The sequence below is a fragment of the Streptomyces sp. NBC_00461 genome, assembly GCF_036013935.1.
In the GTDB taxonomy this organism is placed as follows: Bacteria; Actinomycetota; Actinomycetes; order Streptomycetales; family Streptomycetaceae; genus Streptomyces.
Map to the genome: position 1 here is coordinate 922,432 of NZ_CP107902.1, position 24,931 is coordinate 947,362.

Below are 24,931 nucleotides of genomic sequence, written 5' to 3' on the forward strand. Positions count from 1 at the left end.
ACCAGCCAAGACGGGCCTTGTCACCACGTCCGACAAAGACCCAGACGCTATAACGCCAAGGTCGGTAACGGGGTTATCCAAATTGTCCAGCCTGGTCGGCAGGGTCCGGCGTCGTGGTCAGAGGTCCACGACCGAGAGAGAGTCGGACGCGGCGTTCGCCACATAGGCCCGTCGGCCGTCCCGTGAGATGGTCACGCCGTGTGGAGCGCCGCCGACGGGGATCGGGGAACCGATGACGCTCAGGCTGGCGGGATCGACCGTCACCAGCGTCTTCAGGGCGGGCATGGTGACCAGGAGACGGTGGCCGTCCGGTGACACGGCGAGACCGTTCGGGGTGCCCGGCAGCGCGATACGGCCGGTGACCGTCAGCGTGTCGGAGTCCACCACCAGGACGGCGTCGGAACCGGCGTCGGCGATGTAGACCCGTGCCCCGTCGGGAGCGGCCGCCACAGTGGCCGGGGCCAGGGCGTCGGTGATTGGCTCACCGACGACGGCACCGGTCCCGGTGTCGAAGACCGACACCGTGCCGGACCCCGCGTCGGCCACATAGGCGCGCGTGCCGCTGACGGCGATCGCGGAGGGGGTGCCGCCGACCTCGACCGGTGGACCCAGCACGGTCGACATCGCGGTGTCCACGACGATGACGTGGCCGGTGGCCGAGTCGGCGACATACAGCCGTTTCTCGTCGTGGCTCAACGCGATCGCCCGGGGAAGGCCGCCCACAGTGATCGGCGCCCCGGCGAGCGCCGTCGTGGTCATGTCGATCACAGACACCGTGCCGGAGCCGGAGTCGGCGACATAGGCGCGCCGACCGTCCGTCGTGAGGGCCACCGCTACCGGCTTGCTGCCCACCCGCACCGGCGTCGGGGATATCTCGATCACCGAGATGGTGTCGGAGCCGCTGTTGGCGACGTAGAGCCGGCGCTGGTCCGGAGACAGTGCGACACCCCACGGGAGGGGCCCGACAGGCACCTTCGCGGTCACCGTGCGGGTCGTGGTGTCGATGACGTTGACCACGCCTGAGTCCACCGCCGTGACGAACACCTGGCGTCCGTCATCACCAAACGCCACCCCTCCCTCCCTGCCCCGGACCATGATCAACTCCCCGACCACCGACCTGGTGTTCGTGTCAATGACCGAGACGCTGTCGGAGCCGCTGTTGATGACATAGACGGTCCGCCCGTCCGGGCTGACGGCCACGTCGTCCGGATCCCGCCCCGGCGTGCCGATGATGGAGACTTGCAGACTGATCCCGTCGAGCACCGCGACGCCTTGCGAGTGGGTGTTGGCGATGTAGATCTGCCGGCCGTCCGGCGTCACGGCCACGCCCTTGGGACGGTCGCCCACGGCCACGGGGGTGCCGAGCACCGCGAGCGGGCTCGTCGTGATCACGAGCACCGTGCCCGCCGTGAAGTCGGTGACGAAGACCCGGGTGCCGTCGGGGCTCACCGCCACCCCCTGTGCGATTTGCGGTACGGGGAGGGTTCCGGTGACCTGGCGCATTCCCGTATCGATCACCGAGAGCAAGCCACCTCCGACGACGTACACGTGACGGCCGTCCCGGGCCATGGCCAGCGCGAACGCCCCCGGCACGGGGACGGTCCCGACGACGCTCTCCCCCTGTGTGTCGACCACGGTCACCGTGCCTGCGTCGGAGTTCAGGACGTACGCCTGCTGTCCGTCCGGTGTCACGGCAACGGCTTGGGCGCCTGCACCGGCGGCGATCTGTTCAGGCTGGGTACGGACCACGGCTACTGTGTCCGACCCGGAGCAGGTGACGCAGACACGCCGCCCGTCGGGCGATACGGCCACCGCCTCGGGGCGTGCGCCCACGGTCGCGGTGTGGGACAGGGTGGGAAAGGCCTGGAGGAATTTATCCTCGCTTGCCGAGGCGTAACCGCGCTGGCCGTCCGGTGTCAGCGCCAGCCGGAGCGGGGCTCCCCGGAGCGCGATTCTCCGAAGCTCGGACAGGGATGCTGTGTCGACGACGACGATCCCGCCCGCGAAGGCGTCGGCGACGTAGGCCCGACGACCATCCGGTGACACCAGGACGTCGGTGGGAAACCCGCCCATTGGGAGGGTCGCGGTCACCGTGCGGGAGGCGGCGTCGATGACAGTGAGGGTGTTCGACTCCGGTCCGGCAGCGAAGACCATACGGCCGTCCGGTGATACGGCCACGCCCTGGATGCCACTGGCGACCGGGATCGGGGTGCCAACAACGGTGTCGGTCGCGGTGTCGATGACTGCGACGGCGCTCCCGAGCCCCACGTAGACGGGGCCGCCTGGCACCGGGGAGGCACCGACGGCGATGGCGCTGTCGTGGAAGGCAATCGTACGAATGACCGTATCTGCGGCGGTGTCGATCACGGACACCGCTTCGGCGGCCTGTGCGACATAGACTCGCCGACCGTCGGGGGTGACCGCGAGTTCGATGGGGCGTGCGCCGATGGCGACGGTGCGCACGAAGGCCTTGGCGGCGGTGTCGACGACGTGGACGGCGTTGGTCGTCGGGCTGGCGACGTACAGGCGTCGGCCGTCGGGGGTGAGTGCGACGACGTCGGCATCGCCGAGGGCTACCGTGCCCGTCACCCTGTTGTCGCTGGTGTCCAGGAAGACGAGGGTGCCATCGTCGAGTGAGACATAGAGGGAACGACCATCCGGAGAGATAGCCAGCGCGCCCGGTCTGTGGTCGAGGGCGACGACGGCGGGGAAGGCATCGATCACTCGTCCAGCATGGGCGCGGTCAGGGACGCCCGCAATCGGGACGGAAATCCCCTCACGGGCCGTCTATCGACCGCGTTCAACAATCAACCGTGGCCTGGCTGCTGGAGGCCACGGTGACCCAGGCGCGACGGCCGTCGGCGGAGACAGTGCCCCCGTGCGGCACGCTCCCGACTGAGATCGGGTCCCGCAGGAGACTCTGTGTGGCGGTGTCGACCTGGGCCAGAGAGCCGGTGCGGGCAGCCGGCCGCAGCACCGCATACCGCGATCTGTGGACCTGGCTCATCATCGCCGCCCACATCCAGCTCCGCCTCGCCCGCCCGCTCGCCGAAGACCTCCGCCGCCCCTGGAAACGGCCAACCGACCGCGTGCCCTAGCGGCCGTGGTCGACGAACGCAACCAGCGGAGTACCGGTAGCGCCGATCCTTTTCCGGTGGCCCCCGGCCCGAACCGCCCGTGCGACTTTCACCGCAGGCGGCTCTCCAGTGATCTTCGTGTTCCGTCAGCCGTCGGCGTGGATTTCGGTGTGACAGTCGCGGCAGGCCACGAGGGCTTTGCGCCGTTTCCCGAGCATCACCTGCACCCATGACGGAAGCGGCTGCCTGCGGTCGGACAGATCTGCGAGGCCGCGGACGTGGTGGACGGCGATGCCGTCGGTACTGCCGCAGATCTCGCAGATACCGGCGAGGAGTCTGGAGACCAGTTCCCTGCGCCGGACGACTGTTCCGGCCATCGGCTTATCGATGATCAGAGCGGTCTTCTGTCGTCGCAGCGGAATGCCACCGAACCGTACGACCAGCGCTTTCCTGCCGGGACGCTCGGTGGTGACCTGGAAGCACACGCGGGGCCCGACCGGGGTGTCGACCTTGGACCGGTACTTGCGGGCCATGGCCGAGACGGTCGAGCGGTGCTGGCCGGCGAGCGTCTTGAGGAGTGACGTCTCCATGACCCAGTGGAGACGGGTCAGCCGGTAGACGTCATTGGCGAGCAGGTAGTACTGGATGATGCCCCGGTACTCGGCCCCGAACTTCCTGACGATGTCCCGGTCGGGGGCGCCGAACAAGTCGGAGCGATGTGCGGGTTTGCCGCGCTTGAGGTAGTGGGAACAGTAGGCGTTGATCACCGGGATCGGCACCCGCAGTCGAATCACGCCGTTGACGGATCTGCGTCCGTTCGTGATCTTCGTGCTGCTGTGCTGGGCGGTGATCTCGTAGCCGAGGAACCGTGCCGCCTCTGTGCGGGCGTGGGTGATCAGGGTCTTGTGGGGCGACAGTTCGAGCTTGAGGTCGTCACGCAGGAACTGGGCCAGCCGTGCCTTGATCTCCTCGGCTTCGGCCTTGGGCCCGATGAACCCGAGCAGGGTGTCGTCCGCGTAGCGGATATAACGGAGCCTGCGGTAGCCCGAGTCCTGTGGATCCGAGCTGGGCAAGGCCCGCAACTGCTGGCGCAGGTTCCGGAACTCGGCCTGATCGCCTCGTCCGTGGGCTCTGCGCATCGCGTAGTACAGCCTGTGGTACTTCCGGTTCGGCCGCCGGGAGATCCCTCGGGTGTATTCCGGGATGAGGACCGTTTCGATGAACGTGTCCAGCCGGTCCAGGTAGATGTTCGACAGGACGGGGGACGCGACTCCGCCCTGCGGGGAACCGCTGAGCGTCGCGTTGAAGATCCAGTCTTCCAGGTACCCGGCCTGCAGCATGTTCCTGATCAGCCGGAGGAACCGGCCATCGTGGATGTTCGCCGCCAGCGTCGCCATCATGACGTCGTGGCCGAGACTGCCGAAGCAGTCGGCGATGTCCCCTTCGACGAACCAGGTCGTGCCCTGCCAGGTGTCCGCGATCTTACGAAGCGCGGAGTTGCAGCCCCGACCCGCCGGAAACCGTGGGAGGCGTCGCTGAAGGTTGGCTCGTAGTACGCCTCCAACAGCAGACGTACGACTTCCGCCACCAGCTTGTCCCTCCACGAAGGAAGGCCCAGCGGGCGGCGTTTGCCGCTCTTCTTCGGGATGTAGACCCGGCGTGCCGGACTCCACCGGAAGCGCTCGTGGCGCAACGCGTCGATGACGCGTCCGATCTTGTCCAGAGACATGCCGTCCACGGTCTCCCCGGTCGCCCCGGGCGTCATCCCCCCTGGTTGGAGTAGAGACGCCCGTAGGCCAACAGATACAGCTGCGGGGTTGAACAGTTGTCGATACAACTCCTCGCACGGCAGATTGCGCCTGCCGCGGTCACGCAGGACACCCAGCACCGTTTCGGCGCTCTGCATTTCGCATACCTCCCAGACCGGGATGTCCGATCACCTGTGCCCCTTCGCCCCTGCGGACGGCGTTACCGTCCTCCCCGGCAGGTCGTGACTCCTGCGTCGCGTCGCCGTCCGGAAGGTGCGGCGGCCACACCATCAAGCCACCGCAGACGACGACTCCGGCTTCGGACGCCGTGCCGGAGGAGTCTTCGTTGCCTCCGCTGGAGATTGGGGTTCAGGCAGTTCAGCTTTCGCCATGTCACGCGGGCCACCTGACGCACCGTCCGTAGCGTCTCGGCACGGCCGCCAGTTTCCTGACATGCTCTTGTCCCGTCACCGTTTCCGGATCGGGTAAGTCATCAGGCCCAGGAACCTCCTTCCAAGTTCCTCCCGGCTTCGCCGGGGATACGTCGGAGCGCCTCATGGCGCACTAATGCCCGAAGGTCTTCTTCCACGTCGCGGTGGCGTTCTGCTTCTCGGAGTGGGCCAGGACCAACACCCCGTCGATGTCCACGACCACTTTGCCTTCCGCGTCCGGACTGCCTTGCGGGCCAACCGCCAGACACGGTCACGGAGTTCGGCCCGTGTACGCCGGATCGCGGCGAGCAAGCGGCCCGGTGCCAGCCAATGTGTCGATCAGGCGGGAGACGGTGGGTTGGAGGTCACCGAGCCGAATCTCCCCGTTTCGCCACCTGGTCGGCAGGGTCCGGCGTCGTGGTCAGAGGTCCACGACCGAGAGAGAGTCGGACGCGGCGTTCGCCACATAGGCCCGTCGGCCGTCCCGTGAGATGGTCACGCCGTGTGGAGCGCCGCCGACGGGGATCGGGGAACCGATGACGCTCAGGCTGGCGGGATCGACCGTCACCAGCGTCTTCAGGGCGGGCATGGTGACCAGGAGACGGTGGCCGTCCGGTGACACGGCGAGACCGTTCGGGGTGCCCGGCAGCGCGATACGGCCGGTGACCGTCAGCGTGTCGGAGTCCACCACCAGGACGGCGTCGGAACCGGCGTCGGCGATGTAGACCCGTGCCCCGTCGGGAGCGGCCGCCACAGTGGCCGGGGCCAGGGCGTCGGTGATTGGCTCACCGACGACGGCACCGGTCCCGGTGTCGAAGACCGACACCGTGCCGGACCCCGCGTCGGCCACATAGGCGCGCGTGCCGCTGACGGCGATCGCGGAGGGGGTGCCGCCGACCTCGACCGGTGGACCCAGCACGGTCGACATCGCGGTGTCCACGACGATGACGTGGCCGGTGGCCGAGTCGGCGACATACAGCCGTTTCTCGTCGTGGCTCAACGCGATCGCCCGGGGAAGGCCGCCCACAGTGATCGGCGCCCCGGCGAGCGCCGTCGTGGTCATGTCGATCACAGACACCGTGCCGGAGCCGGAGTCGGCGACATAGGCGCGCCGACCGTCCGTCGTGAGGGCCACCGCTACCGGCTTGCTGCCCACCCGCACCGGCGTCGGGGATATCTCGATCACCGAGATGGTGTCGGAGCCGCTGTTGGCGACGTAGAGCCGGCGCTGGTCCGGAGACAGTGCGACACCCCACGGGAGGGGCCCGACAGGCACCTTCGCGGTCACCGTGCGGGTCGTGGTGTCGATGACGATGACCGAGTAGGAGTTCCGTGCCGTGACGAACAGGTGACGTCCGTCGCCGCCGACCGTCACCCCCTGCGGGCTACGCGGGACCGAGATCGGCTCCCCGACCACCGTCCGGGTGTTCGTGTCGATCACGGAGACGCTGTCGGATTCGAGGTTGGTGACGTAGACGGTCCGCCCGTCCGGGCTCATTGCCAAGCAAAAGGGGAACTGCCCCACGGCGATCACGGCGGAGACCTGCAGGCTGAGCCCGTCTATCACCGAGACGTTGTTGCTGCTGGTATTGGCGACGTAGATCTGTCGGCCGTCCGGAGTCACGGCCACGCTCTGCAGCCCGCCGTCACCACCGACGGCGACAGGGCTGCCGAGCACCGCAAGCGGGCTCGTCGTGATCACGACGACCGTCCCTGTCGACGAGTCGGTGACGAACAGGCGAGTGCCGTCGCGGGTCACGGCCACCCCCTGCGCGCCCTCCGGCACGGAGAGGGCTTCGGTTACCTGGCGCGTCCCTGTGTCGATCACCGAGAGGAGGCCGCCTCCGACGACGTACACGTGACGGCCGTCCCGGGCCATGGCCAGCGCGATCCCGGGTGTGGGGACAGTGGCAACGACGCTCTCGCCCTGCGTGTCGACCACGCTCACCGTGTCCTCGGCGCAGTTCACGACGTACGCCTGCTGTCCGTCCGGCGTCACGGCGACAGCGTTCGCACCCGCACCGGTGGCGATCTGCGCGTCCTGGGTACCGACCACGGCGACCGCGTCCGCTCCGGTACAGGCGACGTAGACCCGCCGCTCGTCGGGCGAGACGGCTACCGCCTCCGGGCTGGCGCCCATGGTCGCCGTGCGCGTGCGGGTGGGGAACTGCTGGAGGGAGCCGGGCCTGAGGGCCGCGGCGTAGCCGCGCAGACCGTCCGGAGTGAGGGCCAGCCGGAACGGGGCACCCTGGAGCGGGATTCTCCGCAGCTCGGAGAAGGTCGCGGTGTCGATGACGGAGATCGCGTCCGCGTTGGATACGGCGACGAAGGCCCGACGGCCGTCCGGCGACACCACGACGTCGGACGGCCAACCGGGAACCGGGATTTTCGTGATCAGTGTGTCTGTGGCCGCGTCGACGACGGCGATCGAATCGATTTCGCCGCCGGCGGCGAAGACCAGGCGGCCGTCCGGTGACACTGTCGTGCTCACAATTTCTCCGTTGACCGAGACCGGGGTGCCCACCACGGTGTCGGTCGCAGTGTCGATGACCGCGATGTTGTCGATGTCCATGGCCACGTAAACGGGGCCGCCGGCCACCGGGGAGGCCACGAGGCCGGAGACGTCGCCGCTGAGGGGGACCGTACGGATCACCGTGTCCGCGGCGGTATCGATCACGGACACTGCCTGGTTGTCCTGGGCGACATAGACCCGCCGGCCGCCGTGGGTGACCGCGAGCTCGTGGGGCTGCCCGCCGACGGCGACGGTGCGCAGGAGGGTCCTGGTGGTGGTGTCGACGACGTGGACGGCGTTGGCCGTCGGGCTGCTGACGTACAGGCGGCCGTCGGGGGCGGGGGCGACGAAACCGCCTTCGCTGAGGGCGACCGTGCCCGTCGTCCGGTTGTCGACGGTGTCCAGGAAGAGGAGGGTGCCGTCGGTCAGCAAGACGTAGAGGGAACGGCCGTCCGGAGAGATCGCCAGCGCGTCCGGTTGGTGGTCTAGGGCGACGACGCCGGGCAGGGAATCGATCACTTCTTCAGCATGGGCACGGTCGGTGATGTCCGCAATCCGAGGCGCCCCCGCCCCAACGGTCTGCACACCAAAGGCAGTTCAACAATCAACTACCGTCAGGGAGTTGGAGGCGGTGTTGGTGACCCACGCGCGGTGTCCGTCGGCGAAGACGGCGACCCCATGCGGCACGCTCCCGACCGGGATCGGGTCCCCCGGGAGGCCGAGAACGGCGGTGCCGACCTGCCAGAGACCCGACAGAGGGAAGGGTGACGAGCAGGCGGCTCCCGTCGGGGGTGACGGCAAGCCACCGCGGTGTGCTGGGCAGTGCCACCCGGGCGGTCACCGTGAGGGTGGTCGCATCGACGACGAGAATCGCGTCGGCGCCGGCGTCCGCCACGTCCAGACGCCGGCTGTCGCGTGCGCTGGCCACGTCGAACGCTCCTGTGGCGAGGGCGACCGGTGCGCCGGTCATCGTGCCGGTCGCGGTGTCGATCACGGCGAGAGTGCCGCCGGCGGAGTCGGCCACGTATACGCGGGTGCCGTCGGGCACCACGGCGAGGCCCATGGGCGCACCGCCCACCTGGACGGGCGGGCCGACGGCCGGAGTGGGTCCGGCCATGTCGACGGCGCGGACGGTCCCGGCGGCGGAGTCGGCGGCGGAGTCGGCGACGTAAAGACGCTTCTCGTCGGGTGTCAACGCCAGCGCGCCGGGCTGGCCGCCGACCGGGATCGGCGCGCCCGTCACCGTGTTGGACGCGGTGTCGACGGCCGTGACCGTGCCCGCGTCGGGCTGCGCCACGTAGAACAGGCGGCGCGTCGGGGAGAAGACGATTGCCGTCGGCCTGCTGCCCACCGCGATTGTGGTGTGCGTGTCGACCACTGATACGCCCCCGTCGTCGATGCTGGTGACGTAGGCGTACCGGCCGTCTGGTGAGAGGGCCACGGCCGACGGAGAGCGGCCGACAGGGAACCTCTCGACCACAGCGCCGGTCCGGGCGGCGAGCGTAGCCGATGCGTGGCGTCCCACCCGCTCGTCCAAGGCTGCCACGAGGGGCCGGGGTCCGACCCGGAACGGACTTCCCACGATCGTGAGGGAGTTGGCGTCGATGACCGTCACGTTGTCGGCGTCGCTGCAGGTGACGTAGACGAGCCGGCGGGGGGCGCTCCGACCATGGGCCGAGGGGAATGAGGGCGGTGCTCGAGGTCGGCACGTCTTCAGGATGAAACCGGGCCGTCGGCTCTGCAATCTCACAGGTTCACCACGTCCTCAATGGTCTACGAGCGTCAAAGGTCCACGAGAGTCACGGTGCCCGAGCCCGCGTTCGTCACGTAGGCCACCAGGCCGTCGGGCGCGACGGCGACCCGGTGCGGCGCGCCGCCCACCGGGATCGGTGGCTCGCGCAGCTGAAGAGTCGCGGTGTCGATCACTGCGAGGGCGCCGAGCGCGGGGAGGACGGCCATGAGGCTCCGCCCGTCCGGGCCCAGGGCGAGGCCCTGAGGGGCCGCGGGCAGGTTGGCGCGGTCGGTCACCGTGAGCGTGGCGCTGTCCGTGCTGAGCACCGCGTCCTGGCCGGGGTCGGCGACGAAGAGGCGGCTTCCGTCCGCGGTGACCACCAGAGCGGAGGGTGCGACCCCGACCGGGGCGGGTGCGCCGGTCACCTGGCCGAGGGCCGTGTCGATCACCGAGACCGTGCCCGAGTCGGAGTCCGTCACATAGAGGTGCGCGCCGTCGGGCGAGAGCACTAGGTCCGCCGGAATGCCGCCGACCGGGATCGGCCGGCCAGCCACGGCGCCGGTGGCCGTGTCGATGACGACGACATCGCCGGAGGCATGGTCAGCCGCGTACAGGCGGCTTCCGTCCGAACTGACGGCTACGGCCTGCGGGCGGCCGCCCACGGCGATCGCCGGGCCGGTGGTATGCGGAAGCGAGGCGAGATCGATCACGGACACGGTGCCGTCCGAGGAGCCGGCGACGTAGGCGCGCTGCCCGTCCGGGGCCGGCGCGACGCCCAGGGGCCGGCCGCCGACGGGTACCCGCGTCACGTTGGTGTCGACAGCGGTGATCACCTCCGCCTCGGAGCCGAGGACATAGGCGCTTCCCCCGTCCGGGCTCAGGGCCAGCGCCGCCGGGAACGGGCCGGCGGGCAGGAACTCCAGGGAGGTACGCGTGGCGGTGTCGACGACCTCGACGGCTCCGGCCCCGGCGGAGGCGACGTAGAGCCGTCGGCCGTCCGGGCCGACCGCACAGGCCTGCGGGGTCGGGTGAACGGGGATGGCGTCCCCGGTCAGGGTCCGGGAGACCGCGTCGACGACTCTGATGGTGCTGGCGCTCGGACAACTGAGGTAGACGTGCCGTGCGTCGGGACTCACGCACACGTACTCAGGTCCGTCGGACACCTCGATGGTGGCGGTCACCGTGAGGCTCACGGTGTCGACGACGGTGACGCCAGTATCCGAGTTGCAGACGAACACCTGTCTGCCGTCGAGGCTCACCGCCAGCGCGGTCGTGTTGGAGCCCACCGGCACCGGCGCGCCGACGACGGTGAGCTGAGCGGTGTCGACCACGAGGAGCGAGTTGGTCGCCGCGTCCGTGACGTAGACGTGCCGGCCGTCCGGGCCGACCCCGACGGCCGTGGGGCTCCCCACCGGGAGGGTGCCGGTGACCCTGGCCGTGGCCACCTCGACCGCGGACAGCGCGCCGGAGCCCGCCACATACACATGTTTGCCGTCCTTGGAGGCCGCCACCGACTGCGCGGCCGTGACCGGGACCGTGGCGGTTACCGTGCCGGTGCGGGTGTCGATCAGCGACACGTCGTTCGAGCCGGTGTTGGCGACGAAGAGCGTCGCGCCGTCCGGCGACACGTCGATCGCCATGGGCGCCTGCCCCGCGGTGAACTGTGTTTCGCCCGTGCTCATCACCGCGAGCGCGTCCGCACCCGTGGTGGCAATCAGAAGCCGTCGGCCGTCGGGCGAGAGGGCCACGCCCTCGGGCTGCGGTCCCACGGGCCGGGAGAAGGTCCGGGTGTCGAAAGGCACCACGAGCTTGGTCCGGAATCCCGCGGCGTAGGCCCGGTGCCCGTCCGGGGTGCGCACCATCTCGGCGGGCGGCCCGCCGACCGGGATCGTACGGACGACCACCAGCCGTTCGGTGTCGATCACGGAGACGGAGTCGTCCTCCGCGTTGGAGACGTACAGGCGTCTGCCGTCCGCCGACATCAGCGTCTCCATGGGGAAGTCGCCGACGGGGATCGTGGTCAGCACGGTGCCGGAGGCGGGCTCGACCACGGAGACGGTGCTGTCCTGGCCGTGCACCACGAACACCCGCCGGCTGTCCGGGGACACCGCCAGGGCACGGGGGAACGGCATGACGGCGATCGGCGGCATCGCCAGCGGCGTGTCGGTCGCCGCGTCGATCACCCGGAGGGTCCCCCCGGTCAGATCGGTCACGTAGACCTGACGGCCGTCGGGGGCGACGGCGACGCCGAGCAGCTCGCCGCCGAGGCCGATGGTACGGATCACCTGGCCGCTCGCCGTGTCGACCACCGCGACTTGGCCGACGTCGTTGTAGGTGATGTACAGGCGGGTGCCCTGGGGTGTCAGCGCCATTTTCAGTGGCGCGCCCTCCAGGGCGACCGTTTCGACGATGGTGTCGGTGCGGGTGTCGAACACGAAGAGTTGGTTGCCCGGGTCGCCGGCGACGTAGAGCCGGTCCCCGCTGGGGCTCATGACGGCTGCTCTTGCGCCTGGGCAGGCCAGCTTCGCGGTGACCGAGTGGCTCGTGGTGTCGACCACGAACACCGCTCCGGTGTCGTCGGGGCTTGTGAAGTACAGGCGCTGGCCGTCCGGTGTGATGGCCGCGCCGAACGGCCGCAGGTCGAGCGGGATCGGGGCGGTGCTGGGGTTCACCATCTGCCCACCGTGAAGTCCGTCCGCCGGCCGGTGGGCGCCGACACCCCGGGCGCGGCCAGTCGGCTCCGGTCCGTCGCCGGAACGTGTGAAGCCGCGGCGGGCGGCGTGTCGGCCGCGACCGGCGCTGGTACTCCGTCTGTGCTGCGGCGGGCGCCGCGTGCCGCGCGAGGGCCGGAGGGAGAGCTGATGCGATTTCGCGACCGCATCTTGCTGCGCCTGCTCGACGCGCAGGAATGCGCAGCCCTCCTGACGCCCGAGGTGGGTGACCGGCTGCTGCACGCGGCGTTCACCTCCGAGGAGGCGACGGTCGGGCCCGTTATCGAGGTGCAGGCACGGCAGGTGGCCCTGATGCCCACCTCCGGAGTGGTGCAGCCCCTCGAGGCCCACATGCACGGCGTGCAGTCGGGCCAGCAGTGGCGGTTGGCCGCCCAACTGCCACTCGCCGGGCCCGTGGTGGGCGCCGACGCGCGGCTGGATCTGACGCTGCTGGCGCCCCTGTCCGGGGTACGCACCTCGATCACCCAGGCCGAGATGCGGGACCTGCGAGGCATCGCCGACCTCGACGCGGTGGACGCGCGCATCGTGGCGGAGGACGGCGCTCTGCCGGCGCCGGGCGAGGCACTACAGCAGCGGCGGCTGAGCGCGCTCATCGCCTCTCTGGAGGACCGGTTCACAACCAGCGGCGAGGCGCCCCTGGGCACCCTGCTCCGCAGCCGACCGCTCACCTTCGAACAGCTGCTGGCGGAACTCAGCCCACCGCGCAGGCCGCAACGGCTGAGCCTGAACTTCGTGGAGGACGCAACGCAGCCGCCCGTACCGGCCGACTTCCCGGTGCAGTGCCTCGGCTTCGCCGTCGACGAGCCCTTCGGTGACCTGGCCGCGCGGCTCGCCGAGATCCAGACAGGCAGGGCGCGGGCCGCGCCACATGCCGAACCTCCGCGGCCGCCGGTCGGCACGGCCGTACGGACACCGCTGCCGGCCCTGATGTTCTTCCCGCAGGCCGCCCTGGACGAGCCCGACCTGCCGGGGACGGCTCAGGGGCCCAACCCGGCCGACACCGCCGGCGTGCGCACCGCCCGCCTCGACGAACTCGCCCTCCGGCTCCGGCCCCTCGGCATCGTGCCGGTGGCGGTGCCCTGACCGCACGGGAGTGCCCACGATGGCCCCAACCGACGAGATCGCACCCGAGTACCCGTACATCAACGTCACCATCGACACTCGGGGCATGCAGCCGCTGGCCCGCCGCGCCACGGGCAACATCGCCATCGTCGGCGCGCCCGGCACGAGGGTCACCGTCACGCCCAACATCCCCGTACAGATCGGCAGCGAAGCCGAGGCGCGTGAGCATTTCGCCGTCGTCGACACCAAGACGCGCGCGGTCACGAGCGCGGGGCCGCTTTACCGCGCCCTGTGTGCCGCGCTGCTCCAGGATCCGGCGCCGTCGCGTGTCTACGCCGTTCCGACCGGCCCCGCGGAGACCCCGCCCGGCGGGGGCGGCCTGGGCGGGGAGCAGCCCGCTGCTGCGGCACCTGACTACGACGCCGCGCTGAAGGCGGCGGAGTCCCTGCCCGTGCAGCTGGTGTGCCTGGCCGGCGAGACCGGCGTGGACCAGCTCAAGCGGCTCAAGAAGCACGTGGACAACGTCAGCGAGGCGGGCTCCGCCCGGATGGGGGTCGGCATGGTCGACCCCGACCTCCCTCTCGACCCCACCGACGAGGACAGGGCCACCTTCGCCGCGGCTGCCGCCAGCACGTACACGGACGTCAAGAGCGGCTCCAGCCGGATGATCCTGGTCGCCGCGCGCGTGGAGAAGGACAAGGAGACCGGTGAACAGCCCGATGTGGCCGCCGCGGTGACCGGCGCCATCGCTGGGTACCCCCCGCACGCGAGTGTGCTGATGAAGCAGGTCCGCGGTTTCGGGATCCCGCTGTCCCGGCAGTTCAGTGGTACGGAGATCAAGAACCTGGCCGAGAAGCTGATCATCCCGGTCATCGACCCCGAACTCATCCCCGGCGAGGGGCTGTTCCTCGGCTCCGGGCACTGTTTCACGACGGAAACCTCGAAGCTCTTCGTCGACATCGTCCGGGTCCTTGACCACATCGAGTTCCAGCTCAAGTCTGGGCTGATCGGCTCGATCGGCGAGACCCGCATCGACCGGCTCGGCATGCAGGGCCTGAAGTCGCGCATCAACGGCATCCTCAGCCCCCTCCTCACATCCGGGATCATCGCCGGCTACACGATCGACATTCCGCTGCTGCCGGTCCTGGAGGCGGAGGAGTCCGCCCGCACGCCCGGACAGACCAGCACGCTCAGCGGCGCGCGCCGGGACCGCACGGTCGAGGTGCTGCTCTCCGTCACCTACGCCGGCGCCGTGCACTTCCTCGACATCAACCTCGCGCTCAAGGCCTGAGTCCACCGGAGGACGCTGTGACCACTCCTGCACCCGCATCGAGCGACTGGACGCAGTCGCGGCTCGCCGTCATCGTGGAGGGGCAGACCGCGCATCCGCTGACCCCCGTGGACTCCTTCACCCCCCAGTTCAACCTGGGCGGGGAGGTCGTCCACTCCCTCGAAGCCACCCACGTCGGCTACGTCGCCCATCCGGCCAACTTCACCTTCACCATGACCGTGAAGGCGATCGGCGGCGCGTCCGCCTCGCTCACCCAACTGGCGATGAGAGGCCAGGAGTTCTCCATCGGGCTGTACGAGGCCAAGGGGAGCACCGGCCAGTGGGACTTCAAGTCCATCCTTTTCAACAAGTGCCTCATCACCTCGGCCAACCCGTCCAATGCGGTTCCCAACGCTGCGCCCACCGCGACGTTCTCCGGCGTCGCCCGCGAGGCCGTGGTCGACGACGGCATTGAGCGCACGCTGCCTACCCCCATCACCTGACAGCGCCGCGGCGCGGACGGCAACCATGATTCCGGCGCACCCAGGAGGACCCGATGAACGACCCGACCGGACAACCGGACGGCACCCGGCCTGACGGCCACGGCGCCGAGCCGTGGGGCGGCCGCGTCCGGCAGACCGGCACCGCTCTGGTACGCCGGGACGAACTGGTCGTGCCCCTGGAGGGCAGTCAGGCCGAACTGGCCCTCGCCGAACAGGACGGCCGGCACGACATCCACGTACATCTGCCGGTGACCGTCGAGGTCGTCGGCGCACTCGACTCGCTCGCGATCCGCGACGCGGTCGACGACGCGCTGCGCCGGGTCCGCCATGCCATGGACGCGTACACCGAGCGGGGCTGAGAGGTGTCTTTGCACGTGCACGTCCCCATCCGGGTCGCCCTCGTGGAACCGGTCACCGGGCACGAACTGACGCTCCTGGAGCGGGCGGTCGGCGACGCCTGCCGCACCGCCCTGCTCACCGCGCGCCGCGAGTTTCTGGACGTGCGCGGATCGGGGCGCCGAATCGTTGTCGACCGCCCGGATCCGGTCTTCACCGGCCGACCGGCCCCACAGGAGCTGCGGGAGCGCGCCGCTCGGGCGGCCACCCGGGGCGTGACCGCCGGGATCTCGGCGTCGGGCCTGCTGCGACGCCGGCCGGTGCCGTCCGTGCGCGCCGAGCCGTTCGACGCGTCGCGGCTGGGACGGGACGAGGACGGGGCCACCTACCGGATCCCTTCCTACGACCGGCCCGGCAAGGAGGAGGCCGTCCGGTTCTTCCATCAGCGGGGCGACAGGCCGGCCCCGGGATCGTTGCGGCCCGCCGCCGGGACCGTCCTGACGGTCAACGAAGCCGCTGCGGTCGCCTGGAGCGAACACCTAGACCGGTCGGGCGCCGTGTGGCAGCCGGAGATCCATGGCTACCCCGGCTACGCGGGACTGGTGAGCGCCGAGGGCCGGCAGCGGCGCGCTCTGGTGTGGATCAGCGACGTGACCGCCATCGATCCGGTCGGGCAGCTGCCGAAGGGCAGTTATCGCGAGAACTGGCAGGAGCTGGACTTGCTGACATGGCAACCGCGCCCGGGGGGCCGCGTCGGGTTCCGCCAGGCAACGGTCACCGGCGGCCTGGCCCCGTATCACGACCTGGAGCGCACCGAGCGCCAGGGCACGGTGGAGGAGATCGAGAAGCTGATCACGGAGCTGCTCGACGCCGGCCACGAACCGGCCGGCCATCCCCTCCGCCTAGCCGCCGCCCGGCGCCGCTATGCCGAACTGATGCTGGGCGGGGCCACCGAGCCGACGGTTCTGTTCCGCCTGCACGGCGATCGCCGGATGTTCGCAGTGCTGAAGGCCACGACTCCCTCGCCGATCCGTTTCGTCACCGCCCTGCCACCGGCCGGCCTGGAATCGAGGGCAGCGTCGCCCGGCTTCGGACCGGCTGCCTCCGGCCGTAGGCCCGCATCCGGTACCCCGGCCGCCTCCGGATCCGGGACCAAGGCCGCACCCGCACCGGCCCGCGCCCCCGTGCCCGGGACCAGGCTCGGCCCTACGCCCAAGCCCAAGCCCGCGCCGGCAGCACCCGCACCCGGGACCAAGCCTGCGGTCCCGGCCAAGCCCGAGCGCGGGGCCACACCGCCGGGCACCACGAAGCCTGAGCCACAGCCCGGTTCCGCGTCCCGGCCCGGACCCGGGGTCCCCGCCCCACCACCGACTCCGGGCGAGGCTCGGCCCGAGCGCGCCGTACCCGGTGCCGAGGACGCCGGCGGGGCGGCAGCGGGCGGCTCGCTCCCCGAAGGGCCGGAACGCGTCTGGCCGGGGACGGACGCCCCGGGCGAGGACGTGGTGTGCGCCGCGTACGAGGGCGAACCGGCGTTGACCGCGCTCGTCAGCCGCCAGGACGCGCTCGCCCAGAACATGCGGCGCATCGCGCGCCTGCTCGACGTCGATGAGTGCGCCCATCCGGGTATGTTCACCCTGAACTGCGCGAGGGCGGTCGCCGTCCGCGCCCGCGGAGTGGGGCTGGCCTCCGTGCGCAGCCCGGTGACGACCCAGGTGGCTGTGCGGGCCGACGGCGGGGGCAACAACGGCTTCGTCGACGTCCGTCCCGGCCAGGCGCCCGAGGTCGAGCAGCTGCGCATCCTGGCCCGGGCGGTCGCCCTGCTGCGCCGGCTGGCCGACGACATCGTCGCGGCCTACCAACTCGCGGAGAACGCCCCGCTGATCCGGCCGCACCCCGGCACTCCCGGGCCGCAGGCGGCGGCCTGGGCCCTGCGGTTTCTCACGGACGTGCACGGCGTGCTGTCCGAAAGCTGCATGCACCTGTACGCGGAGACCTGCCGCGTCCTGCTGCTCCAGCAGCTGCGCTCCTCGGGGGCCGCGATCGCTCAGCGCCGGGGGCCGAACGCCGAGGAGACCCTGGAACACTTCGCCCGTGTCCTGGACATCCTCTGCGGCAGCGCGGTGAAACTGCTGGTGCTGCGCAGGGCCGTACGGCATGCCGAGCGGATCGGAGCGATCGGAACGGTGCGAGAGGTGCTGTCCCGGCGACAGACCAGGTATCACGCGGGCGATCGCGAGTACGACTACGCCAAACCCGCCCCCATCGGCGAGGTAAACCCCCAAACGCTGTCCGAACTCGTCGACGCCCGGATCGAACGCCGGGGCACCGGCTACGCGGCGGTGGAGGGCGGCCGGGTCTGGACGCCTGAGGATCTGGAAAGGGGCATCCTCTCCCGGCGCACTCTGGTCAACCAGGTCGACCCGCTCTACTTCCAGGTGGAGGACATCGAGCGGGTGTTTGCCTCGGCCCAGGGCGACCCCGGCTTCCTGCGGCGCCATCTCACGGAGCTGCTGGGCACGTTGGCCGCGGCCAACGAGGAGATGACACGCAAGGCCACGGAGGCGCACAGTGGCGCCTTCTTCGCCCTGGAGGCATCCCAGTTCGTGGCCCGGACGGGCGGCAAGGACGCCCGCGGGCTGTCGTTCGCGTTGTCGGGCATCCACGCGATGTCGGACGACGAACTGCGGCCCTACGCGGGAGACGTCCCGGAGTACGGGGAGGGGGTGAACCTCGCAATCGACCGGAAGGGGGGCTTCGACGCGGTCAAGCAGGTGTTCGCCACCGCGGGGATCACCGTGCTCGCCCTGCTGTGCGCTCCCCTGGGGGCGACGCTCGCCGGAGCGGTCACCTCGGCGGTGAGTCTAGGCCTGGCCGTGCACGAGAACCTGGGTGCGCAGGAGAAAGTGGGGCTGTACCGCGCCCTGGAAGATCCCGACGCGCTCCAGCGGTGGCAGGACGTGGAGTTGGCCGAACTGATGGCATTGATCGGCCTCGCCTTCTCCGTCTTCGACGTGGGCAGTGTCGCCGGGGGTGCGAAGGCGATCGCTCGCGGGGCGACCGAGGCCTTGCAGCTGGGCCGGCAGGCCGGTGCGCGGGGCGCGGTGCGGGCGGTGACCGGGGGCGCTCGGCGCACCATCGTGGCCGATACGACCGAGCAGATGCTCAGGCACGCCCTGCGCGAGGCCGTGACGGCCTTGGCCGTGACGCAGGTGATGGACGTGCTCGCGGCTCGCGTGCTCGGCCCCGTGGTCACGGACTGGGCCCGTGACCAGGGGCTGCTGCACGGGACGTCGGACCGGCCGGGAGAAGGGGGCGAGTGATGGCCACGCTCGGCACTGGGGGCGTCGACGGGGGCGCCCTGCTGGAGCAGCTGCAGCGCTGGGGTCGTACAAATCCCGAGATGCAGCGGATCATCCGGGTGCTGGGCGCTGCGCACGGCGGGAGCAGGGCTGAGGAGCTCGCGCACGACCTGGCCAGGGTCCTGCTGACGCGCGCGGTGGGGGTGCACGAGCGCCGGCTCGACGTCACGTGCGGCACGCTGCACGACGTACTGAACAGACTCTTGGGAGACCGGGAGGCGCTGCGCGGGGCAGGGAGCGCGGCACGCGGCGCCGCGGCGCGGGAGGCGGACCTGCGGACGCTGGTCTCCGCCCTGGACGAGCTGCGGACGCTGGACCAGACGGTCACCTGGATGCTGGGCGACAGCGAGCACGATCTGCGGACGGCCGTACGCAGTCAGCTTCAGACAGCGGCGGGCCCCCTGCGCTCGTCCGCTCCCGTGCCCGAGCCGGGTGCCCGGGCCGTCCGTCCCGGCGGCGCGGGCACCACCGCGCCGCGTCCGGCACCGGGGACCGGAGAGGCGGCCGTGGCAGCCGGCAGGCGCCTGTTCGAGGCGATCGAGGCACATCCGCCCGCGCCGAAGCGGGCCGGCCGCACCGGCCCCGGCAAGGCGTACACGGCCCAGCAGTTGGGCCGGCAGCCGAAGGAAGTCAGCGCGGCGGCGCTGGCGTTCGTGGACGCCTTCCGGGCCGAGCACGGGGACCGGGCGGTCGCCGCCGCGGTCCGGAACATCCTGGCCGGTGCCGACGATCTGGCGAAGCGCAACCGGATGGCCATCGCGGTGCTGGTCGCCCATGGCCGGCTCAGACCGGAACGTGCCGTCCCCCGGCGCGGGCCGCAGGACCGGGCCGGCGCCTATCAGGAGAAGGCGACCGGAACTCGCCTCGAATGCACCGGAGTTCTGCCCGACCCGGTGGGGTCCTTCGAGACGGTCGGCATCGTCAACGGCTGGGTGCGGGAGGCAAAGCACACGCAGGCGCTGCTCGCGGAGTCGGGCCCTCTGCGTGGCCGAGGCGGCCCGCCCGGGCAGCAGCACCGGACCGCTGACGTCGTGACCGAGATGCGCGGGCAGCCGCCGCTGACGGCGCGTGAACTGATCGCCGGGTACGAGGAGACGGCCCGCATCCCGCTCGCCGCCGAGATGGAGCGCCAGCTCGTCTTCGCCCAGGACAACGGGCTGCACGGGGTGGAGTGGGTCACCAACTCGCCGGAGCTCAGGGACGAGTTCGAGCGGATCTTCACCTCCGAGGTGGGCACGCCCCGCTCGGCTGTGCGGATGTACTTCTCGGTGGTGAGGGACTGATGACCTCCTCCTCCCGGCTCGACGAGTTCCAGAGCCTGCCCGCGGCCATCATCACCGACGGCCTGCTGGCCGTACCACTGTTCGCGGTGCAGCGGCTATCGCTGAACGAGCGCTACACGCTGCCGCCGATCGGGACCCCCTCGTTCCGGGCCGCGGTGGGCAACGCCACGGAGGCGGCCTCCTTGACGGCCCTGCTCATCGGGCCCCAGCGGCATGCCTGGATGCAGGCCCTGAAGCTGATGGCCGACTTCGCCAAACGCGGCGGAGCCCTCGGCCGCTTCACCGGTGGCAGGTACGCGGGGCTGGTGCTCGCGACCCGGATGGCGGTGCGCATGAACATGCACGTGACCGACCTGTCCTTCACGGCGTCGCCGCAACGCCTGGACACCACCGAGGTCACTATCGGACTGCATCAGGTGGCGCCGCCGGGTCCCGTCGACCTCCTCGTGGACGCGGGCGCCCTGGCGGCCTCGACCTTTACGGAGTTCCTGTGACGCGCGTCCTGCCCGCCGGGTACAGCCCGCTGCCGTTCAACCCCGCGCTCGGCCTGCCCCAGCAGGTTCAGGTCACGGCCGGCGGCCGGGCCCTCACCGTCAGCCTCGTCGCCATGACCGCCGACCTCGTGGCCACACTGACCATGGAGCCCACCGCGCTGGTCGTGGAGGGGGCGCAGGAGGAGGCCCGCCGCCCGACATCCGCCGCGGACGCCCGGGCGGCTCTGGCCGCTCCGCCGCCGGAGAGTCTGACGACCGCCGCCGTGCGGCCGTATGTCGTCGTCGTGGACGCGGGCAGGGTGATCGGCTCGGCACCCGTCGTCGTGGGGCGCCCGATGCCGTTCGGGACCTCCGCGAGCAGCAGCCTGCTGCTCGAAGTCCTTTTCCTCGATCTCCGGCTCGCGGCCGGTTCGCTGGTACAGCCCGGTGACGTGGGCAGCCGCGTTCTGGCAGGCGTACGGCTCCCGGCGGCCGACAGCCCGGTCCGGATCCGCCAGCCCGAGCACCCCGAAGGAGATCCATATGACCTTCTCGACTGACACGGCCGCCGGCCAGGTGGTCGGCTTCCAGGCCGGATGGGCCCTGGTCTTCCGCAAGGACAACGGCAAGGGCTTCCCGGACGAAAGCGCCCCCGCGCTCCGGCTGTCCCACGCCGACTACCCGGCCGAGCTCGCGATCGAGGCCGACAACAACCTGCGCGGAGCGACGTTCGACATCACCGTGGACGGCATGCGGGACCGCGACTACCACGCGATCGCCCACGGCGAGTACATGCACGTGGAGATCCGTCTCGGCTGGTGGGATCGCGGACTGGGCTTCGTACAGGCGGCCCTAGCGGCCGTCGGAGCCGTCCTGCCGGGCGCCCCGGGAGGCGAGAAGGACGGCCTCGAGACAGTCCTGCACGGCCGGGTCCTCAGAGTGGAGCGCGCCCACGGCGAGTTCACCTACCGGGCCAGGTTCTCGGGCATCGACTCCGCCTTCCACCGCATGCGGTGCCGGAAGCCGCAGCATCCCATCAACCCCAAGCAGCGCACCGTGATCGGGTACGCGACGGAACTGTGCGTGACGGACACCGCGGTCGGTATCCCGGTCTACGGGGAGGGCCAGGACATTCCGGTCGAGCGCAAACTCGAGGCCGGCGCCGCCGACTCAGTGGTGGAGCTCCTCGGGCAGGTGGCCCAGCTCACCCACGGCGGCCCCGAGCGGTTCAAGGTGCCGATGTTCCTGCGTCTGGGCCGGCTGCACGTGGGGCGCGCGAAGGGCAAGGTCAAGGACGGCCACCGCTGGGAACTGACACCGCAGACCGGGCTGGTGGAGAGCCGTCCGCTGATCGAGCCCGACCCGGACGCGAAGGTGCTGGGCTCACCCTTCGCCACGCCGAAGGTGCGGCGCTTCATCCTCACCCTCCTCGGCCGCCCGGACATTGCCGTCGGCGACGTGGTACGCGCCGATCTGCCCAACCCTTCGCCTGCCGGCCTGACCGACACGCTGGCGACTTCGGCGATCGGCCCGCTGGGCGATGTCTTCACCGGCCCAGACGACCGAAACCCCCTCGACTACACCGTCGTCGGCTTCGTGCACAAGCTTGGTCCGGCCACGGGCTTCGTCACCCGGCTCACCGTGCAGTGCGGGCCCGCCGACGACCGCCCGGCTCTGGGCACGCGGTCGGGCAGCAGCGACGAGGCGTCCCGGCTCGCGGCCGCCCTCGCCGAAGAGCGCCGGCAGGCTGCGGCCGAGCGCCGCACCCACGAAGTGGGAATGGTCCGCAGACAGGACGTCGCCGCCACCTTCCGCGACGGCCACGACGTCCCCGCCCAGTCGCTCGCCGTCGACGAAGGGCTGGCCGACACGCCCTCGCCCAACGTCCCGGCCCGGGCCGCGCCCTCGACCACACCCACCCAGCTGGTGGACAAGCCCTACCTCACCCCGTACGCCTACGGCGGGACGGGCCTCGTCGTGCCGCACTATCCCGGGATGCGCGTGATGAGCCTGCACTACCGGGAGGAGCTCCAGAACGCCGTCGTCGCCGGCGCGCTCTGGGAGGACGGCGCGGCACCACGCTCCCACCTGGGCGACTGGTGGCTGAGTCTGCCGACGAACCTGGCTGGCACCGATGACTCGGGCGAGTCTGCCCCGGACCCGGCCTCCGCCCCCCGCCCCACCGGCCCGGCCAGCCACGACCTGATCAACGGACTGGGCAACCGGGTGATTCAGGTCGGCGGCCTGCGGATCACCGTCGGCCGGGGCCTGATGAAGCCCGTGGGCCAGCGCCCCGACGACGCCGCCGACGGGGAGCTCATCATCGAACACGCCGTCGCCAATGCCCGGATCAGCATGGACGGGCACGGCAACATCGAGATCAGCACTGACGCCAACCTCACGCTGGCCGCCGAGAAGATCACTTTCCGTACGAACTCCGTCGTGGAGGTGCCCTGATGCCGCCCGGTCCCCTCCTCGCCCCGTCCCCCGCGAGCGCGACGGCCCTCAAGCGCCGGTGGCTGGGCCACGGCCTGGCCCTCGCACCGGTCGAAGCCGACAGCCTCGGGCACGATCTGGTTCTCATCGGCGGGCGCGAACTCGCGCTGGTCGAGGGCGAGGAGAACCTGGCGCAGGACCTCGCCGTCGCGCTGCTCACCCCGCCCGGATCCGACCCGCTCCACGTGCGCTTCGGTTTCGACGGGCTGCACGTCCTCACCCAGGGCCTCACCCCTCCCCTGTCCCTGGAGATGCTGCGGCTCTCCGTGCTGCGCACGGTCTCCGCCGACTCCCGGGTGGCCGAGGTGCTCGACCTCACCCTGGAGGAGACCGGCCCTGGCACCCGCCGCTGGAAGGTGAACGTCGTGGTGCGCACCGTGGTGGGCGGGGTTGTGGAGACGGCAATCGGTGAGGTCACGGCAGATGACTGAGAGCGTGCAGACGACGGACCTGGAGGACCTGGCGCGGATCAGCGGAACCGGCAAGGCCTTCGGGATCACGCCGGAGGGCTTCGTCCCGAAACCGCTGGCGCGGCTGCTGGACGAGAAGATGGCCGCGGCGCGGGTGCTGTTCGGATCCGACGTGGATCTGACAGCCGGCAGCGCGCTGCGCAAGATCCTGGAGATCGTCGCCCTGGAGGAGGCGCGGACCTGGGTGCATCTCGGGCTCGCCTACGAGGACACCCGGGTAAGCACGGCGGTCGGTGACGCCTTGTCCCGGCTGGGCGAGGAACTGGGGCTGCCCCGCCCGCACCACCGGGCGACCGGCCAGATCCGGCTCTCCCTCGCCCAGGACCTCCCGGCCGATGTCCCCCAGCTCCCCCTCCAGCGCGGCGCCCGCCTGCTCACGGACGGGGGCCTGGAGTTCTTCGTCGACCAGGACGTGTCCCTCAGCAACGCCGTCCGCCAGGCCACCGTCCCGGTGACCGCCCTGGTGCCGGGGCCGGAGTCCGACATCGACCCACTCGGCTCCCCGGCGGACCGGATCGTGGGCTTCCGCCCGGAGGACCCCGGCACGGCGCTGCTGCGCCAACTGGCCGAACGCCTGGGCGCCCAGCCGGTGGTCGTCGAGCACACCACCGCGACCAGCGGCGGTGCGACGTACTGGAGCGACGCTCGCTACCGCGATCTGCTGCTGTCCTACCCGCGCAACGTGTGGTCCCCCGACGCCGTGCGTCTGACCGTCGCCCTCGTTCCGGGCGTGCGCCAGGTGCTGGTGAAGGACCTCTACGGGGGGCTGGACATCAACCAGCCCATCTTCGGCAGCTTCACGTTCCTGGAGCGGCTCTTCTCCCAGGAGCGCAGCCTCGGCAATCCGTACTTCTTCACCGTCCTGGTGGCGCCTGAGGAAGGCGCCATCTGGGAGCAGCTGTACGCCCAGGTGGAGGCGGCCGTAGACCAGGTCCGGCCCATCGGCATCGCCCCGCAGATCGACCGGGCGCGACAGGTGAGCGTGGGATTCACCTGCACGATCTCGGTGGAGGGGCTGCCCATCCCGGTGGGGCCGGGGGCCACCGTCCAGGCCGCCCCCGAGGCCGTCGCGCTCAAGCAGCGCATCCTCGACCGGGTACGGCGCCGGCTGCTGGCCCTGGGCATCGGCGAGCCCGTGCGCTACAGCGAGGTGATGTGGGCGGTCATGGAGGAACCGGGGGTTGTGGACGCCCGGGACCTGGTGCTGCGGCGCTATCCGCCCCAACTGTCCGCCGGTGAGCTGGCGGCCGCCGAGCCCGGCGAGGACCAGCCCGGCGCAGACCAGCCCGGCGGGAGCGGCACCGTCCCCCAGGCCCTCCGGCCGCTCCGGCCACTGGAGGACGTCCTCGTCGGCCCCACGGAGATCGCACAGCTCGTCGGTTCCCCGGACGACATCCGGATCGTGTGAGGCACGCATGCCGATGTCACCCGACCCGAGGGACCCCCG

The 24,931-nt window shown here is 71.0% G+C and carries 16 protein-coding genes and 2 pseudogenes; 12 read left to right on the forward strand and 6 right to left on the reverse strand.

Annotated features, from left to right (window positions below; genetic code table 11):
* Window positions 1-117 precede the first annotated feature (117 nt).
* Window positions 118-2,724, reverse strand: a complete 2,607-nt coding sequence (locus tag OG870_RS04510; RefSeq protein WP_327690636.1) for a beta-propeller fold lactonase family protein — start codon at window positions 2,722-2,724, stop codon at window positions 118-120.
* 200 nt (window positions 2,725-2,924) lie between these two features.
* Between OG870_RS04510 and OG870_RS04515 the strand changes: the two genes are divergently transcribed.
* Complete coding sequence (locus OG870_RS04515; RefSeq protein ID WP_327692384.1) at window positions 2,925-3,098, forward strand: hypothetical protein; 174 nt, start codon at window positions 2,925-2,927, stop codon at window positions 3,096-3,098.
* A 125-nt stretch (window positions 3,099-3,223) separates the two neighbouring features.
* Here the strand turns inward: OG870_RS04515 and OG870_RS04520 are convergent.
* The 5 genes and pseudogenes from OG870_RS04520 to OG870_RS04540 form a co-directional block, all read right to left on the reverse strand.
* Window positions 3,224-4,983 (reverse strand): annotated as a pseudogene (locus tag OG870_RS04520) (reverse transcriptase domain-containing protein).
* 409 nt (window positions 4,984-5,392) lie between these two features.
* Window positions 5,393-5,614 (reverse strand): annotated as a pseudogene (locus OG870_RS04525) (IS1380 family transposase); the annotation flags it as partial.
* 63 nt (window positions 5,615-5,677) lie between these two features.
* Window positions 5,678-8,287: a YVTN family beta-propeller repeat protein gene (locus OG870_RS04530; RefSeq protein WP_327690637.1), complete on the reverse strand. Its 2,610-nt coding sequence runs from the start codon at window positions 8,285-8,287 to the stop codon at window positions 5,678-5,680.
* Window positions 8,288-8,372: 85 nt separating this feature from the next.
* A complete protein-coding gene (locus OG870_RS04535) occupies window positions 8,373-9,209 on the reverse strand; it encodes a YncE family protein (protein WP_327690638.1) in 837 nt (278 codons plus the stop codon).
* 341 nt (window positions 9,210-9,550) lie between these two features.
* The gene (locus OG870_RS04540) at window positions 9,551-12,175 is read right to left on the reverse strand and encodes a beta-propeller fold lactonase family protein (protein ID WP_327690639.1); all 2,625 of its coding nucleotides are present in this window, start codon (window positions 12,173-12,175) and stop codon (window positions 9,551-9,553) included.
* Between the two features lie 186 nt (window positions 12,176-12,361).
* On the opposite strand from OG870_RS04540, the gene OG870_RS04545 reads away from it, so the two are divergent.
* Genes OG870_RS04545 through OG870_RS04595 form a run of 11 tightly spaced genes read left to right on the forward strand, consistent with a single transcriptional unit; the run spans window position 12,362 to window position 24,892 of the window.
* On the forward strand, window positions 12,362-13,315 hold the full coding sequence (locus OG870_RS04545) for a hypothetical protein (RefSeq protein ID WP_266523982.1): 954 nt from the start codon (window positions 12,362-12,364) through the stop codon (window positions 13,313-13,315).
* A gap of 19 nt (window positions 13,316-13,334) precedes the next feature.
* Window positions 13,335-14,585 carry a hypothetical protein gene (locus OG870_RS04550; RefSeq protein WP_327690640.1) on the forward strand — a complete coding sequence of 417 codons (1,251 nt, stop codon included), beginning with the start codon at window positions 13,335-13,337 and terminating at the stop codon, window positions 14,583-14,585.
* Window positions 14,586-14,602: 17 nt separating this feature from the next.
* Window positions 14,603-15,067, forward strand: a complete 465-nt coding sequence (locus OG870_RS04555) for a hypothetical protein (protein ID WP_266523978.1) — start codon at window positions 14,603-14,605, stop codon at window positions 15,065-15,067.
* A gap of 53 nt (window positions 15,068-15,120) precedes the next feature.
* Entirely contained in the window at window positions 15,121-15,426 is a 306-nt protein-coding gene (locus OG870_RS04560; RefSeq protein WP_266523976.1) for a hypothetical protein, read from the forward strand.
* A 15-nt stretch (window positions 15,427-15,441) separates the two neighbouring features.
* A complete protein-coding gene (locus OG870_RS04565) occupies window positions 15,442-18,723 on the forward strand; it encodes a hypothetical protein (protein WP_327690641.1) in 3,282 nt (1,093 codons plus the stop codon).
* Entirely contained in the window at window positions 18,723-20,045 is a 1,323-nt protein-coding gene (locus OG870_RS04570) for a hypothetical protein (protein ID WP_327690642.1), read from the forward strand. Before OG870_RS04565 ends, OG870_RS04570 begins: the two co-directional genes overlap by 1 nt.
* On the forward strand, window positions 20,045-20,539 hold the full coding sequence (locus OG870_RS04575; RefSeq protein ID WP_266523969.1) for a hypothetical protein: 495 nt from the start codon (window positions 20,045-20,047) through the stop codon (window positions 20,537-20,539). The genes OG870_RS04570 and OG870_RS04575 overlap by 1 nt, the downstream gene beginning before the upstream one ends.
* The gene (locus OG870_RS04580) at window positions 20,536-21,078 is read left to right on the forward strand and encodes a hypothetical protein (protein ID WP_266523966.1); all 543 of its coding nucleotides are present in this window, start codon (window positions 20,536-20,538) and stop codon (window positions 21,076-21,078) included. Before OG870_RS04575 ends, OG870_RS04580 begins: the two co-directional genes overlap by 4 nt.
* Entirely contained in the window at window positions 21,062-22,975 is a 1,914-nt protein-coding gene (locus OG870_RS04585) for a hypothetical protein (RefSeq protein ID WP_327690643.1), read from the forward strand. The genes OG870_RS04580 and OG870_RS04585 overlap by 17 nt, the downstream gene beginning before the upstream one ends.
* Window positions 22,975-23,445 carry a hypothetical protein gene (locus OG870_RS04590; protein ID WP_327690644.1) on the forward strand — a complete coding sequence of 157 codons (471 nt, stop codon included), beginning with the start codon at window positions 22,975-22,977 and terminating at the stop codon, window positions 23,443-23,445. Before OG870_RS04585 ends, OG870_RS04590 begins: the two co-directional genes overlap by 1 nt.
* A complete protein-coding gene (locus OG870_RS04595) occupies window positions 23,438-24,892 on the forward strand; it encodes a baseplate J/gp47 family protein (protein ID WP_266523955.1) in 1,455 nt (484 codons plus the stop codon). Before OG870_RS04590 ends, OG870_RS04595 begins: the two co-directional genes overlap by 8 nt.
* Window positions 24,893-24,931 lie beyond the last annotated feature (39 nt).